Annotated in this window: 10 protein-coding genes; 5 read left to right on the forward strand and 5 right to left on the reverse strand. The window is 41.2% G+C overall.

The features are described 5' to 3' along the window. The first annotated feature begins 71 nt into the window (after nucleotides 1–71). Entirely contained in the window at nucleotides 72–3,503 is a 3,432-nt protein-coding gene (locus AAC000_RS10980; protein ID WP_339722649.1) for a PAS domain-containing hybrid sensor histidine kinase/response regulator, read from the forward strand. Here AAC000_RS10980 and AAC000_RS10985 read toward each other — a convergent pair. Both AAC000_RS10985 and acs read right to left on the reverse strand, forming a co-directional pair. Then, entirely contained in the window at nucleotides 3,457–4,110 is a 654-nt protein-coding gene (locus AAC000_RS10985; protein WP_339722651.1) for a response regulator transcription factor, read from the reverse strand. The genes AAC000_RS10980 and AAC000_RS10985 overlap by 47 nt on opposite strands. A gap of 15 nt (nucleotides 4,111–4,125) precedes the next feature. Next, on the reverse strand, nucleotides 4,126–6,066 hold the full coding sequence (gene acs, locus AAC000_RS10990; RefSeq protein WP_339722652.1) for an acetate--CoA ligase: 1,941 nt from the start codon (nucleotides 6,064–6,066) through the stop codon (nucleotides 4,126–4,128). A 199-nt stretch (nucleotides 6,067–6,265) separates the two neighbouring features. Here acs and AAC000_RS10995 point away from each other — a divergent pair, with 199 nt between their 5' ends. After that, nucleotides 6,266–7,384, forward strand: a complete 1,119-nt coding sequence (locus AAC000_RS10995; protein ID WP_339722653.1) for a DcaP family trimeric outer membrane transporter — start codon at nucleotides 6,266–6,268, stop codon at nucleotides 7,382–7,384. 165 nt (nucleotides 7,385–7,549) lie between these two features. Here AAC000_RS10995 and pnp read toward each other — a convergent pair whose 3' ends face one another. Continuing rightward, complete coding sequence (gene pnp, locus AAC000_RS11000) at nucleotides 7,550–9,670, reverse strand: polyribonucleotide nucleotidyltransferase (protein ID WP_339722655.1); 2,121 nt, start codon at nucleotides 9,668–9,670, stop codon at nucleotides 7,550–7,552. Nucleotides 9,671–10,252: 582 nt separating this feature from the next. On the opposite strand from pnp, the gene AAC000_RS11005 reads away from it, so the two are divergent. Together AAC000_RS11005 and AAC000_RS11010 are read left to right on the forward strand one after the other, a co-directional pair. Further along, nucleotides 10,253–12,169 (forward strand): hypothetical protein, encoded by a 1,917-nt coding sequence (locus AAC000_RS11005; protein WP_339722657.1) that lies wholly within the window; start codon nucleotides 10,253–10,255, stop codon nucleotides 12,167–12,169. Between the two features lies 1 nt (nucleotide 12,170). Then, a complete protein-coding gene (locus AAC000_RS11010; protein WP_339722658.1) occupies nucleotides 12,171–13,097 on the forward strand; it encodes a hypothetical protein in 927 nt (308 codons plus the stop codon). 59 nt (nucleotides 13,098–13,156) lie between these two features. On the opposite strand, the gene AAC000_RS11015 is transcribed toward AAC000_RS11010, so the two are convergent. Both AAC000_RS11015 and AAC000_RS11020 read right to left on the reverse strand, forming a co-directional pair. After that, entirely contained in the window at nucleotides 13,157–13,633 is a 477-nt protein-coding gene (locus AAC000_RS11015) for a hypothetical protein (protein ID WP_339722660.1), read from the reverse strand. 121 nt (nucleotides 13,634–13,754) lie between these two features. Then, complete coding sequence (locus tag AAC000_RS11020) at nucleotides 13,755–14,450, reverse strand: FHA domain-containing protein (protein WP_339722661.1); 696 nt, start codon at nucleotides 14,448–14,450, stop codon at nucleotides 13,755–13,757. Between the two features lie 509 nt (nucleotides 14,451–14,959). On the opposite strand from AAC000_RS11020, the gene AAC000_RS11025 reads away from it, so the two are divergent. Beyond that, the gene (locus tag AAC000_RS11025; RefSeq protein ID WP_339722662.1) at nucleotides 14,960–16,222 is read left to right on the forward strand and encodes a serine hydrolase domain-containing protein; all 1,263 of its coding nucleotides are present in this window, start codon (nucleotides 14,960–14,962) and stop codon (nucleotides 16,220–16,222) included. The last annotated feature ends 34 nt before the right edge of the window (nucleotides 16,223–16,256 follow it).

Below are 16,256 nucleotides of genomic sequence, written 5' to 3' on the forward strand. Positions count from 1 at the left end.
TCTTAGTAAGGAAGTGAATAAAGCTATGGTAAAGTCATGAAAATTAGTTTTTATTTGTTGAAAGGATGGGTATGGCGTTAGGTTGGGTCGTACTGGCAATTGTGTACTTAGCATGTTTGTTTTGGTTGGCACAATGGGGTGACAGTCACTCTGCTAGAGCTAAAAAACTCACATCTCACCCGGCTATTTATTCTTTAGCCCTAGCGATTTACTGCACCGCTTGGACTTTTTTTGGTTCGGTTGGCGAAGCAACAAGGGATACTTGGAGCTATCTGCCGATTTTGCTTGGCCCAATTTTACTGTACTTATTTGGCTATCGTTTTTTATTGAAACTTACACAGGTCAGTAAAAAACAACATATTACCACCATTGCCGATTTTATCTCTTCACGATACGGCAAGAGACAAACAGTCGCCTTACTGGTTACCATTATTGCTTTGTTAGCCACCATTCCCTATATCGCTTTGCAACTCAAAGCCATAGGTTCGGCATTTGTATTGGTTTCTGGTCAAAAAGACACCGAAAGCGTGGTGCTCGGAGCCACCTTATTTATTGCCTTGTTTTCCATTTATTTTGGCACTAAGCGCACCGATGTAACAGAATACCGACGTGGTTTAATACTGGCCATTTCATTCGAGTCGATCATCAAACTCACGGCTTTGATCGGCGTCGCACTTTATGGGTATTACTGGTGGCAACAACAAAACGACGGCCTAATGTTGGCGTCATTTGTCAGTTATGATGCATTAGATAATTTTCAATCAACCGCCTTTTGGGCGCAAACATTAATGGCTGCTGCTGCAGTCATTTGTTTACCCCGTCAATTCCACGTTGCAGTCATTGATAATCTCAATCTGAATCACCTCAAAACTGCACGTTGGCTTTTTCCACTTTATTTACTATTTATTGCTGCAGTCATCCCTGTTATTGCCGTTGCTGGCCAATCAATGTTAGGCAGCAATGGTAATGAACCTGACACTTTTGTATTGGGTTTAGCCATTATGTCTGAATCCTTGTTACTCAAAATATTGGTTTTTATTGGTGGGTTATCAGCTGCCACAGCAATGATTGTTGTCGCTACATTGACCTTAAGCACTATGTTGACCAATGATGTAATTTTACCCAAGTTTTTAGCAGCCCGCGCGCACCAACAACCCAGTACTGATTACACTCGCACTATTTTGCTGATCCGCCGTATTGTGATTGGTGTGTTGCTATTATTGGCCTATATATACCAACAACAAATGACCAATAGTCGCTCGCTAGCCTCAATCGGTCTGATTGCATTTTCTCTAGTGATCCAGTTATTACCAGCAATTGTTGGAGGTTTGTATTGGAAACGAGGTCATGCTCACGGGGTATATGCGGGACTCATTGTGGGGGTATTTGTTTGGGTTTTGTGGTTAATTTTACCGATAATTAACGATAATTCAGGCTTGATATTGCAAAGCGCGGTCATTAGCGAAGGCGCGATCTTAAGTTTAGTGGCTAACATTGTGGCCTATGTCATCTTCTCTTTCTTTTCACAAACTCGATTGATTGATCGCATCCAAGCTGAGGCATATGTCACATCGGTTGATACTAGGGGGGGACATTATGATAAGTACCCTTTAAGTACTACAGTGCAAGATTTAATCACCTTGTTATCAACCTTTTTAGGGGAAAGTCGCTGCCAGATGTTAGTAGAGGAATATCAACAACGACAAGGTGTCACACTTACCTTAACGCAGCCCCCACACAAAGATTTTGTGGTCTTCAGTGAACGGGCTCTAGGTGGTGTCATAGGTGCTTCGAGTGCAAAAGCGCTGGTTGAAAGTGCCTTAAGTGGTAAACGACTCAACTTCGAAGAAGTGGTTAACTTTTTTGATGAAACCACCCAGGCAATTCAATTTAATATCAGTGCTTTATTTACGTCATTGGAAAGCCTTGAACAAGGTATCAGCGTGATCGATAAAAACCTTGATCTAGTTGCCTGGAATAAAAGTTATATCGCTTTATTCAATTACCCTGATGATTTGGTGACGGTAGGTACTCCTATTGAGACTTTGATTCGTTATAACGCAGAAAATGGCGACTGCGGCGTAGGAAACGTTGACACTTTAGTACAAAAACGCCTCGACCACATGCGCAGTGGTACCAGCCATAAATTTTTAAGACAACGAAGTGATGGACGCGTAATTGAAATGGTCGGTAATCCATTACCTGGGGGTGGCTTTGTGACGAGTTTTAATGACGTCACACAACATATTGAAATTCAGCAAGCATTAAAAGAAGCGAATATAGATCTGCAAAATCGAGTTCAAAAACGCTCGGAAGAAGTGCAGACCATCAACGCCGAACTACACCTAGAAATTCAGCGTCGTGGCGAAGCCGAAAAAGAACTTGTTAGAGCTCGCAAAATTGCCGAAGAAGCGAACTCGAATAAAACTCACCTCCTCGCCCTAGCTAGCCATGACATATTGCAGCCACTTAATGCCGCAAAGCTTTATTTGAGTGCTCTACAAGAAGTGTCTTTGGAAACAAACGCCAGTCAAATTGTACAAAAATTGGGGGACAGCCTTAACGCCAGCGAAGTATTAATTGCCACTTTATTAGATATTGCACGTATAGACCAAGGTGATATGAAACCACGTTATAGCGCAGTATCCATCAAGGCATTAGTGACGCCTTTGATCGGAGAACTCAATATGCAAGCCGAAGAAAAAGGTTTGCAATTAAAGTACAGAATTCAGGACTTATGGGTTAAAACGGACCGAACCTATTTGTATAGAATTTTACAAAACCTGTTATCTAACGCGATAAAATACACTCCACAAGGACGGGTATTACTGAGTGTACGCAAACGAGGTAACAAGGTGTTATTGCAAATTTGGGATACCGGGTCAGGTATTAGTAAAGAAGAGCTAAACAATATTTTCGGGGATTTTTATCGAGCAGGCGATCACAGTCAACATGGTGTGGGCTTAGGTTTAGGGGTTGTGGCTCGTCTTAGCCAACAGCTAAATGCTCCGGTGCAAGTACGCTCAATTTTGGGAAAAGGAAGTTGTTTTTCAATCGAATTACCAAGTTGTGCCGAACAAAAGTCAGTCACTACGGGCAAGATAAGTGCGAATAAAGTAGGCTTAGCCGGTTTGCGAGTTTTATGTGTTGATGATAAGCAAGAAAACCTTGATGCCATGCTGACGTTTTTAGCGAAATGGCAAGTCAATGTCACAACCGCCCTCACCCCAGACGCAGCAATGGCAGAATTGAAAATCTGTGAACCTCAAGTCATTTTGATGGATTATCATTTAGAAAGTGAAGAAAACGGCCTGCAACTTATTGCAAAAATGCGTAAATTTCTAGGCTACCCGATCCCCGCTATTTTAGTCACAGCTAATCAAGATGATGAGATTGTGACTGAAGCATTTAACGCAAATTGCAATTATTTAAGTAAGCCTTTAAAACCCGCTAAGCTCAGAGCTCTGCTTCAGGCGGTACAAGCTGAAGGTGTGAGGCGATAAGCACAGCTTGAGTACGATTGTTAATGTGTAATTTTTTGAAGATGGCGGTGACATGTGCTTTGACAGTAGCAGTGGCAATATCCAAATTATAAGCAATTTGTTTATTCAATAATCCGTCACGCATAAAGCACAAAACCTTATATTGTGAGGGAGTCAGGCTGGCCACTTTCATGGCGAGTTCTGCAAATTCACTATCCAATTCAACATCATCTGTTGCATAACTTTCTGGTAGCCACAGGTCTCCTTCAAGCATGCTCGTTACTGCTAGTGCAATTTGTGCCGCGCTTGTGGTTTTGGGTACAAAACCCATAGCACCTAAATTAATAACTTTGGTGATAATGTCCGCATCGTCCAGACCTGATATCACTGCAACGGGTAATTCAGGAAAGAGTTTACGAATATGTATCAAGCCGAATAGATCGCCACTACCAGGCATGTGAAGGTCAAGGAGTAATAAATCGATATGATTATTTTGATGTAGCATTTCGACCGTTTCATTTAGGTCGGCAGCCTCAAGCAATGTGAGTTGCTTGAAACTGCTAATTAATGCTCCTCGTATAGCGTCTCGATATAATGGATGATCATCTGCAATTAACAAGGTTGCCATATTGTTACTTTGTTGTTATCTATTTGCTCTTTGTGCAATTAGTGTATCAACAACTGATGGATCTGCCAATGTAGATGTGTCACCTAACTGTTCATATTCGTTAGCGGCAATTTTACGCAAGATTCTACGCATGATTTTCCCTGATCGCGTTTTAGGCAAAGCATGGGTCCACTGGATTAGATCAGGTGTCGCAATTGGGCTAAGTTCTTTTCGAATCCAATTTTTCACATCTTTAGTTAAGGCGTCATCACACACTATGCCCTCAATTGGCGTGACATAAACGTATATCCCTTGGCCTTTGATATCATGTGGATAACCCACAACTGCCGCTTCTGCAATGGCAGGGTGTGATACTAAAGCACTTTCAATTTCGGCCGTGCCAAGGCGATGGCCTGATACGTTCAACACATCGTCTACGCGGCCAGTAATCCAAAAGTAACCGTCTTCATCTCGCCTTGCCCCATCACCAGTGAAATAGTTGCCTTTATAGGTAGTGAAATAAGTTTGCACAAAACGTTCGTGATCACCATAAACGGTGCGGGCTTGGGCAGGCCAACTGTCTTTAATGATCAAATTACCTTCTGTTGCACCATTGAGTTCAGTCCCCTCGCTATCAACCAATGCTGGTTGAATACCGAATAAAGGACGTGTAGCTGAACCTGGTTTTAAAGGTGTGATACTTGGCAAAGGTGAAATCATCATCCCACCTGTTTCAGTTTGCCACCAAGTATCTACAATGGGGCAACGTGCTTTACCGACTTTTTCGTGATACCAACTCCAAGCTTCGGGATTAATAGGCTCGCCCACAGATCCCAATAAACGTAATGATTCTCCGTTGAACCCTTCTACCGCGCGATCACCTTGCGCCATTAATGCTCGAATTGCAGTCGGGGCTGTGTATAAAATTTCAATCTTATGTTTATCCACAACTTGGCCAATTCGGCGTACATCGGGATAGGTTGGCACGCCTTCAAACAGTACAGTTGTGGCTCCATTAGCCAATGGTCCGTAAACCATGTAACTGTGACCCGTTATCCAACCAACATCAGCCGCGCACCAGAACACTTCATCTTTTTGATAATCGAAGACATATTCGTGAGTCATGGCGACATATAACAAATAACCACCTGTGGTGTGCACCACACCTTTGGGTTGTCCGGTTGAACCTGAGGTATACAAAATAAACAAAGGATCTTCTGCATTCATGACTTCTGGTTCACATTCAGCAGGACAATCTGCAACAAGTTCATGCCACCATAAATCTTTTGCGTGCCACTCCACTTCCTGATCAACATGTTTTAACACTACAACATGTTCCAAAGTCGCACATTCATGCTCAGCAAGTGCGATATCCACATTGGCTTTTAGTGGTACCGTTTTCCCAGCACGCAAACCTTGGTCTGCAGTTATGATGACTTTGGCACCACAGTTTTCGATACGATCTGCAATAGCATTAGGTGAAAATCCACCAAAGATAACTGAATGCACCGCGCCAATTCTTGCACAAGCAAGCATTGCATAGGCAGCTTGAGGAACCATAGGCATGTAAATGGCTACGCGATCTCCCTTCACTACTCCCAATTTTTTTAATCCATTTGCTAGTTTTGCCACTTCGTCATGTAAGCGTTGATAGCTAATTAAATCGTCAGTCTGAGGATCATCTCCTTCCCAAATTATGGCGGTAACATCACCACGTTCTGCTAAGTGACGGTCTATACAGTTATAAGATACGTTGAGTTCACCATCTTCAAACCACTTGATGGATAAGTTATTTGGGTCGAAAGAAGTGTTTTTGATAACAGTGGGCGTTTTGTACCAATCTAATCTTTTGGCCTGCTCAGCCCAAAAAACATCAGGAGAATCGACTGACTGCTTGTAGAGTTCAAGATAACTTTGCTCAGTTAAATGGCTATTTTTCTTTGCCTGTTCAGGCACCGGGTATACTTTATCGACCATGGTTACACTCCATATTCTGTAATAATTTCATCGAGATACTTTATTCTCCTCTGAAAACTTAGAAATAAGACTTTAGTCTTAAGAGGTATGTTTTGTCATTAGTTTTTATGCGACTTTGGTCTTATAGACCATGAGCTTATATAAAATTAAATGATTGTGGTTCAGAGTTTACAAAGTTTTAACACTCTGGGACAAACAGATGAATAACATTATAAAGAAAACCTCAGCACTGAGTATATTGCTTGTGGGTACAAGCCTTGTTAGTTCAATGGCAATGGCAGATGCATTCGAAGTAGACTTCAAAAATGGTGACAAGATGAAGTTTGGTGGTTATTTAAAAGCAGATGCTCGATATGTTAATGGTGACTTAAATTATCAGGATTATTGGATTGGTAATAACCCAGGAGCAGTAGAAACCTCCAAGCTTGGTTTAAATATAAAAGAAAGCCGATTCAATATTTCTTATGTACATGGTGATTGGACTGGCTTTATTGAAATGGATTTTTATGGAGGCGGTGGTAACGAAATCATCAGTAATTCAGTCAACCCGCGCTTACGTCATGGGTTTGTCAAAAATAAAAACTGGTTAATCGGCCAAACATGGTCAACATTTATGCCCCTTGCTGCATTGGTTGAAACCTTAGATTTTGGTGGACCTATGGTCGCAGAAGTATTTATCAGACAAGTACAAATTCGCTATTCAATTGGAAACTGGCAATTTGCGATAGAAAACTCGCAAACCTATGGAGACGGCGACGACAACGGTGGCTCGGGTAATGTAGGGGTAACAGGCTCCAATAATGACCCTGACAGCAAGATCCCGGATTTTGTGGCCAGATATAACTTTAAAGGCGATTGGGGACAAGCCAGCGTGGCTGGATTATTGAGGAAAGTTGACCAAGGAGGTATCGATGCCACTGCAACAGCCCTTAGTCTTTCCGGTAAGATAAATGCCATTGGCAATGATGATATCCGTTTTCAGGTTACCTTAGGTGAATCTGGTCGTTATGCAGGGATAACCTTAGCCACTGATATTGTTGTTGACCCTATAACCGATGAAACAAAAGCAGAAAAGACCACAGCTTGGTATTTAGGTTATAGAAGAATGTGGAATGACACCTATCGTAGTACAGTATTTTACGGCAATGGCGAAACCGACATTCTTGGACATGATCGTTCTCATTACGCTATTAACCTTATAAAACAATACACCCCCAACATGATAATCGGTGTTGAACTTGGCAAATATGTGGTTGATGACGGAGGTTTAGATCTGGATTCAAGTTATTTACAAACGTCTGTTAAGTTCACTTTATAGGGTTGACTCAATAGCCACAACAAATTGCGACACATAAAATAGGTGGTTGCATAAGTCAGCAGCTAATGCAAAGTGTTATGTAACGCAAATGTGCTGTTAGTTTTGCAGCAAATAAAAAAGGAGCCATAAGGCTCCTTTTTTGACAGTCAATTATAAATTAACTGATTATTCGTTACCTTCGGCTGCTGCTTCTGGAGCCGCTGGTTTTTCAGTCAAATCTTTGATACTTAAACGAACACGATTTTGACGGTCGATTTCAACAACCTTAACGTCTAACACTTGTCCTTCTTCTAAGAAGTCAGACACCTTGTTAACACGTTCGTGAGCAATTTGTGAAATATGCACTAGGCCTTCTTTGCCAGGTAGGATTTCAACAAAAGCACCAAAATCAACGATACGGGTCACTTTACCAGAGTACGTTTTACCTGATTCAACTTCAGCAGTCACTTGCTCAATCTTAGAGATGGCAATTTGTGCTTTAGCGAGTTCAGTAGCAAAGATCTTAATAGTACCGTCATCTTCGATTTCGATATTACATTCAGACTCTTCAGTAATCGCACGGATCATCGCGCCGCCTTTACCGATAACGTCACGGATTTTGTCTTTATCAACTTGCATTTTGTATATGCGAGGAGCAAATTCAGACATTTCTTCACGGTGACCAGAAATCGCTTGGTCCATCACACCTAGAATATGCAAACGAGCTTCTTTAGCTTGTTTTAAAGCCACTTGCATGATTTCTTGAGTGATACCTTCGATTTTGATATCCATTTGTAGTGCAGTGATACCGCCAGTTGTACCGGCTACTTTAAAGTCCATGTCACCTAAGTGATCTTCATCACCCAAGATGTCAGAAAGAACCACAAAGTTGTCGTCACTTTTCACTAAGCCCATTGCGATACCCGCAACAGAAGCTTTAATAGGTACACCGGCATCCATAAGAGCCAAAGACGTACCACAAACAGACGCCATTGAAGACGAACCATTTGATTCAGTGATTTCAGACACAACACGTACTACGTACGGGAATTCTTTTTCAGTTGGCATAACCGCTTGAATACCACGTTTTGCCAAACGACCATGGCCGATTTCACGACGCTTAGGTGAACCAACAAAACCAGTCTCACCCACACAATATGGAGGGAAGTTATAATGCAACATGAAACGGCTGTCTGTTTTTCCACTTAGGCCATCAATCATCTGCGCATCACGCTCTGTACCTAAAGTAGCAGCAACGATTGCTTGCGTTTCACCACGAGTGAACAAAGCAGAACCGTGAGTACGTGGCAACAAACCAGTAGCAACGTTTAGAGCACGGATCATCGCAGGATCACGACCATCAATACGTGGCTGACCAGCAAGAATTCGTGAACGTACTACATCACTTTCAAGCTCGTGCATCATTTCTGATACTTCTTTAGCGTTTTGCTCTTCGTCAGCTGCAACAATTTCTTCAACTGTTTTACTAGTTAAAGCGTTGATGGCGTCTTTACGCTCCATCTTGTCAGAGATCTGATAGGCTTCTGTCATGCCCGCTTCAGCTAATTCTTTCACCTTAGTTTTAAGGGCAGTGTTTTCTTCCACTGCTTGCCAATTCCACGAAGGGGTATTCACTTCAGCAGCAAACTCAGTAACTGCACCAATTACAGTTTGTAATTGCTCGTGACCATACATCACCGCGCCAAGCATCACTTCTTCAGATAAAATATCTGCTTCAGATTCAACCATCAATACGGCGTTTTTAGTACCAGCAACCACTAGGTCTAGTTGGCTGTCTTCAAGCTCAGAAGTACGCGTATTTAAAAGATACTGTTCATCTTTATATCCAACGCGCGCTGCGCCTATAGGTCCATTAAATGGCATACCAGAGATTGCAAGAGCTGCAGAAGTACCAATAAGTGAAATAATATCAGTAGGGATTTCAGGGTTAGCTGAAACAACAGTCACAATAATTTGCACTTCGTTCATAAACCCATTTGGGAATAATGGACGAATTGGACGGTCAATCAAACGAGACGTAAGAGTTTCGTATTCAGAAGGACGGCCTTCACGCTTGAAAAAACCACCTGGAATTTTACCAGCTGCGTAAGTTTTTTCTTGATAGTTAACAGTCAATGGGAAGAAGTCTTGACCAGGTTTAGTATCTTTTTTACCAACAACAGAAACCAATACACAAGTATCATCCATACTTGCCATTACAGCTGCGGTGGCTTGACGAGCAATTACGCCCGTTTCTAGAGTAACAGTATGCTGACCATACTGAAAAGTTTTAGTAATAGGAGTCATTTTTTTCCTTTAAATTATTTAAAATTGTCCCTCTTAGGACAATACACTTTTTGCTTTCTTTATATCGCTTTCAAATGCGGCGCATAGTGTATACCCAAATCCTTTAGAAATACACATTTCACCGCGAATTTTCAGGGATTTGAGTAAGCTGTAAAATTGTCGATGGTGATTAAATCACTCATTGCCATTTTAACGCTGGATGGCAGCAATACCCTCTTGTAAAGGGTTCAAACCAGTTAATCAAACTATTGCGAGTGTCTTTTGTCATGGCGGTGTTTGTTGAGCAAAAATTAATCTTAGATTTTTATGAAAAATGCTGCTTGTTTTACTTATACTCCTACAAAGCGAAATTCAGTAGTATGTTCAAATAACAACCAGTATAAAAATGCGCTATAAAGGTCATTAGCTTAGCTAAACGCGACCTGAATTTAGAAATATAGTCTGTATAGGTAGTACGCGGAAATAGTGAATTGGGTTCCCAAAGAGCAACAATGAAGTAGGGTAAGTAAAGAAACAGTATATTTCAGACGATCTAATAGAATAATGGAGCAATGCTTGAAAAAGCTATTTTAGGAGAATTTAATGAGCAAGTTAGTGACAGCAAAAGAGGGTGAGAGTTTATGCAGTATTGCAATGGAGCACGGCTTTAAAAATTGTGACACTTTACGCGCTGAGGCAAAAAATTCAGATTTTCTGGAACGCCCATTGCGAGATGGTGATTCTGTAACAGTCCCTGATATAGTCACAAAGACCCACCCAAGTGCCACTGAAAAAAAGCATGAATTCAAACGTTTCGGTCACCCTACTCCTAAAATTCGTTTTGTACACGGTTCGGCAAGTGCACCCTATACTGATGATCCTACTCTGAGTCACCTTGATATCAGCAATTATCGCACCAATAAGGGCGGCATCAATGGTACTGGTTCTTTTCCAGCTGGATTTGGTTTTCATGCTAATGGCGATGCAGATCCCGATACCTTCAAAGTAGAAGTGTGTGATTTGAAAAAACCGGGTTCAGTGGATGTTCTTTTGACCGCGCTAAAGCCAAGTGTTGCCGGAGGAATTACCAGCCATAGCAAATTTCAAGGAGCAGAGGCGACACGAAGAAAGCTTGAAGTCTCATGCGACCCTGTTAGTGGGGGAAACCCACATATTTTTCGCTCGGCTTATCTGCGTATTGTTTCAGATGAAGAAGATCAAAAAACCCTACCAGATCAAACTCTGTTAGTGACTGACATGGCGGATGGAAAAGGAGGGGAAGCAGATAACTTAGAAATTCTTGATCAAAAAGTCAGAGCCTCTGTGCAACTTAAATCTTGCCAAGCAGCAGATCCTCATAAATGCGTGACCGTAACTGAGTTACCCGTTGGAAGTAATAAAAAGCGCTTAAAATTATGTTTGCATGCTTTTCGACAAACCCCGGGAGATGATTCAACAATTGTTGGGGGTATTTCAGAAGAAATGTTGCGTTTGCGCACTATGAAGTGGTTCCGACGAGCGTATGCACAGGCCAACTTAGCACCTAAGTTAGTAGGCCCGGAAGTAGACTTTGTTGATCCTCCCGCGCCTAACATGCTAGTCATTTGTCAGGATCATGGAAGAACGGCAAGTGGAGTTGATGGTTCAGCTAATGCGTCAACCTTGTCTTTTAAATTAGGCTCTCCGCCAGGTACAGGTTTAGTTGGCACTATTTTATCTCTGCTAAGAACAACAACCGATCCAGAAGTAAAAGTGACTCTAACTGCAGGCATGACTCCGCTACAAATTAGTCAAGCAATAGTGACGGCATTGCCTTCAGGATTTGGTGCGCAAGTAGCCGAAAATGCCCGGGCATTTAACGCAGCAACGGCGTCATGCGATATTATTATTACTGCAACTGATGGCCACAGAGTCGTTATCTACAACGAGTCAACCTCTGATACCCGATTAACAATTGATGTGGCAAGGGTTGATATTAATAAAGTGATGTCAAGTGATACTAGTGGGGCTGTGATCCCAACAACTATAGATTTCAGGCGTGTTCTTAGATCAGTTACTGGTGCAGACGATAGATTAGATTGTTTTGTTGTGGGAGGGTTTGATAGAGCCGGTTTAAGAGGACGCGCTTTTGTACCTGCTACAGATTTAAAGGCGCCATTTCGACCGGCAGCATCATTAAGATGGGCCGCTATTATGGGGGCAACATCTTCCAGTGGAGCAGTAATGGATGGCTCTGATAACTTGCCATTTACCTTTCCTCATGAAGCAGGCCATGTACTTTGTGATGCTTTCCACACTGACAACACTGATCCAAATGGCCCCTCTGAATTAATGTCTGGTACTGGGACATCTCAAAGCAACTCAGTGGATGCCACTAAAAGGATCTGTGGGGGGGCCTATAAAGTGCGCTACGCGCATTTTGATCCGGCACAAAATAATGATGGTGACGCACTTTTCGAAGCGGTTGATGCTGTTGACCGTTTTAGAACCCGCGGTGCAAACGTAATAGAGGATTGGTAAAATGGATTTAACAACACTTAGTGATGTTCGTCATCGCGACGAAGATGCCCATCGCCTGCTTAGCGAATATATATACGGCGGACTCTATACTCCCCCATTAGTGCCTAGAGGCATTGCACATCAAGATGTGAGCAACTATATATTAGCGAATCTCAAGTTAAATGACAGCGTAACGGCATATAGAAATACCCTTGAAGTCATGAAGTTTTATGAAAAAGGAGAAGTTCTCGATATTTTACTTAGAGTAATAAAGCAAGAAATACACACAGCCGAAGACGTGGCTCGAGCTGCCTATGTTCTTCAAGCGACTGCCGAATTTAGCGCTGGAGAGATAGTCGAAAGAGCGAATAAATATTTTGATGATGTACTTGTTACGCATTCGCAAGCACTAGATGTATTGCCTATATTGCTAGAAACTAAAGTAGTGTTAGCCCCTATTGGAAATTTGGATAAATTAGCAAGTAGGATCAATACAGAAGTAAAAAAAGCAGAATCGGCTGTTAGCAATGAAAATACTATGGCCTATTATGACAAATTATCCGCAATCCAAAGAAATAACTTACCTCGCACACAACATAGGTTACAGCGTAAAGTTGAAATTTTGGCGATGGATAAACCCCAACAACAATCAGAGCTGATAGCTGTATATTTAGGGCAAGCGGATATCAGTGATTTTTATTCAGAAATCTGGGCGGCTAGACGATTACGGTTTGACCATATCAATGACATAAGTCTTCCTATAATTTCGCAACTGTCTAAAGTGTTGCAAAATACTCAAATAGAAGATCCCATTGGTAGTTTTATTTACGAAAGGTCTGCCAGAGCGATTATCTATTTAGAAGCCGAATTGAGCATTGAACAGCAACAAAAGTTCGATGCAATGGAAAAGGCCGGAGCGCACTTTTTAAGTGATAGTGTCACGATTTAAGCTGTGTTATGGGATAAGCCAAAGATTAGCTACCCTGCTAAACTTGGTTGTGAAAGTGGCTAGCCCTCACTGTTAAGCACAACCAAAAGGTTTCTATTAGACACTTTGTCCACAAAAGCCGATACACCACCGCTAAACATGCTTTGGTATTGAATTAACCAACACTCATTAGCGTTTTCTAGTGCTTCTAAAGAACCATATAAGGTCAAGGCATCAATACTTGGTTGTTCTATCTGTTTTAACAGTTGATTTGCTCCAGATTGACAATTGATTAATTCCACAGTGGCTGGAATCTGTGGTGATTGGATTAAATCCCCAATAAATTTTCTGTCTTGTTTTTTATCGGTTTCCAATAACACAGTGTTAAAATAAAATTCCTTAAAATTCGACAATATCAACTCTTTTTCCATCACAGGGGATCCCTCGTTGTTGCTCAACTTCTTATTATTTTTGATGCCAGCGTTATGGTTCGCTGCACATGCTGTCGACATCAGCAGTAGCAATAAAGTTGTGACTATATTTTGAAATAATTTCATTTGTTAATGATACCTGCGCCAGACTAAGCTGTTGTTTAATGACACTGTCCAAACATTATCAGCCTTTATCATGTGTCTGCAATTAACAAGGGAGGCCTAGACGGAAGCAGTAAACGGGTCCTCACTGTTTATTGTGGATCAAGGTTGTTTTACTGAGTAACAAGCTGCCCTGCTTTTGAGTCGTATATTCGTTAATTTTAAAAATAATATCTTTAAACTGAACTTCATCACCTTGATATAATCGCATAGGTTCGGAGATCCTATGGTTATTCACCACTGTACCATTGGAAGAATGTAAGTCTTTTATAAAAAGCATGTCTTCTTCAATGATGAACTTAGCGTGCATACGAGAAACATAGGAACGCAGCAGTGTTATTTCGCATTCGATTGCCCTTCCAATAGTGACACCGTTATCGATACGATATTCTAATCCTTCTACTGGGCCAGACAATGCTTTTGCATACCAACCATCTAAACGTACAGGAGCGCTAGTGTTTTTATCGAGTGAAATACGTTGGTCAACTAAGGGGGCAATATTGTTTAACATTCGCCGTTCTGAAAACGGTGCAATGCGCACAAACCCATTAATTGTAAAGTTGTAGAACCATGAAATACAAATGACCACAGGAAACAAAACAATAAAGATGCCAAGCAACCAATAGTAATAATCATTATGGATCTCAAAAATTGGAAAGGCGACAGTGCCAACTTGTAAAATAATCCAACAGGTGACTATGTACAGTACAAAAGTGTTAAGCACATTTCTGCGCCTGAGCTCTCCATAAAAGCGACTGATTTTACTTTTCTGATTTTCCATTGTAGTAATCCAACAATAAAAAGATTATAGGTACCACAATTTTTAGTTTTATCCTTATTTGAGCACAGTTCAAGTCTTTTCTACCCCTTATCACTGCTATTTTTTACCAGAAATGAAAAGAGCCAACACTTTTTAGCAAATTAAAGTGTGACTCGCCTTAAGATGTGAACTCAAACGGCCCTTAAAGTCTGAATCATTCTAGGGAAAAGTAAGGGGCATTTTTCTTTGTATAGGTATAGGACTAAACAAACATATCGCTCCAAAAACCTTTGGAATTTAAGACGCCTTTTTTCAGAATATAATGAATAAAATGCTGCACTTTTTTGCAGAACTTAAGGCCATAATGATCGAAACTCCAGAGTAAAGCCTGGTTGGAAATTGACTCATCAGCTTAATAAAGAATCAGGTGGACGATAACCCAGCCCTATTCACTTTAATCATTCAAATTAACTTGCCCGCCAAGCAACTCTGGATAAACTAAGCATTCAAACACAATAGTAAGGGATGTTATGAAGTTTATTTTTGGGTTAATGGTTTGCTGTACATTAATGGCTTGCCAGTCAACTATCGTCGACGCTAAAAACACAGTAAGCGTAGCTGAATCAGTAGGATTTTCCTCGGAACGCTTAGATAGAATAGCACCAGTCATGCAGTCTTATATTGACCAAGGTAAATTAGCCGGCACTTTAACATTAGTCGCCAAAGACGGAAAAATTGCCTATCTCAACGCTCAGGGCATGCAAGATAAAGAAGCCGGTATTCCTATGAGTGAAGATACCATTTTTAGAATTTACTCTATGACTAAACCCGTCACAGCAGTCGCCGCAATGACTTTATGGGAACAAGGTAAATTCCATATGTATGACCCCATTTCAAAATACCTACCTGAATTCAAAGAGATGAAGGTTTATGTCAGTGGGTCGGGTGAAGATATGGTGTTAGAAGACGCCAAAAGCCCTATTCGCATCATTGACTTATTTATGCATACATCGGGGCTAAGTTATGGTTTTTCTGCTAGTGAAGTAGACAAGATGTACCAACAAATGCAGTCTAAGCCGGATGAATTAAATCGCGCTAATATTTTATCTAAAATTGCTGCAATTCCCTTGGTCCATCAACCGGGAACTGCTTGGAACTATAGCGTATCCACCGACGTTATTGGTTTTTTAGTTGAAAAACTCAGTGGTAAAAAGCTCGGAGAATATATGCAAGAAACAATATTTTCGCCACTAGGAATGACAGATACTGGTTTTTATGTGTCGGCAGATAAACTTAGCAGATTGACGCAGATTTATACTGCAGATAAAAAAACTGGCAAAACAATCGTCATGAAGAATGAACCTTTGGGCGATTACAAAAGTGATCCTGAAATCCACAATGCGGGTGGCGGTTTAGTCTCTAGCATGCAAGATTATTTCACCTTCGCACAAATGCTGCTAAACGGTGGCGAAATCAATGGTGTCAGGATCTTAGGTAGAAAAACAGTTGAGTATATGAGCAGCAACCATTTACCAGAAAATTTAATTCCTTTTAATACAACCTCGCAAGGAGAAGGCTTTGGACTCGCTATGTCAGTTACAGTTGACCCAGGCTCCTCTGGATTTATGAGCTCAAAAGGCAACTTTGGTTGGGGAGGTATGGCATCTACTTATTTCAGAGTCGACCCAAAAGAAAAAATTGTTTTTATCTCTATGGCACAATTTGTCCCTATTGGTTTTCATCGCTATCATGATGATTTTAGAAACCTCGTTTACCAAGCATTAGTAGACTAAAAATGGCATGATGCGCCTTGCTAAGGCGCATCAA

This window comes from uncultured Paraglaciecola sp. (genome assembly GCF_963977085.1).
GTDB lineage: Bacteria > Pseudomonadota > Gammaproteobacteria > Enterobacterales > Alteromonadaceae > Paraglaciecola.

Bases quoted from the DNA above. Each gene is read 5' to 3' on its own strand.
- AAC000_RS10980 (WP_339722649.1), top strand. From the start codon at position 72: ATGGCGTTAGGTTGGGTCGTACTGGCAATTGTGTACTTAGCATGTTTG.
- AAC000_RS10985 (WP_339722651.1), bottom strand. From the start codon at position 4,110: ATGGCAACCTTGTTAATTGCAGATGATCATCCATTATATCGAGACGCT.
- acs (WP_339722652.1), bottom strand. From the start codon at position 6,066: ATGGTCGATAAAGTATACCCGGTGCCTGAACAGGCAAAGAAAAATAGC.
- AAC000_RS10995 (WP_339722653.1), top strand. From the start codon at position 6,266: ATGAATAACATTATAAAGAAAACCTCAGCACTGAGTATATTGCTTGTG.
- pnp (WP_339722655.1), bottom strand. From the start codon at position 9,670: ATGACTCCTATTACTAAAACTTTTCAGTATGGTCAGCATACTGTTACT.
- AAC000_RS11005 (WP_339722657.1), top strand. From the start codon at position 10,253: ATGAGCAAGTTAGTGACAGCAAAAGAGGGTGAGAGTTTATGCAGTATT.
- AAC000_RS11010 (WP_339722658.1), top strand. From the start codon at position 12,171: ATGGATTTAACAACACTTAGTGATGTTCGTCATCGCGACGAAGATGCC.
- AAC000_RS11015 (WP_339722660.1), bottom strand. From the start codon at position 13,633: ATGAAATTATTTCAAAATATAGTCACAACTTTATTGCTACTGCTGATG.
- AAC000_RS11020 (WP_339722661.1), bottom strand. From the start codon at position 14,450: ATGGAAAATCAGAAAAGTAAAATCAGTCGCTTTTATGGAGAGCTCAGG.
- AAC000_RS11025 (WP_339722662.1), top strand. From the start codon at position 14,960: ATGAAGTTTATTTTTGGGTTAATGGTTTGCTGTACATTAATGGCTTGC.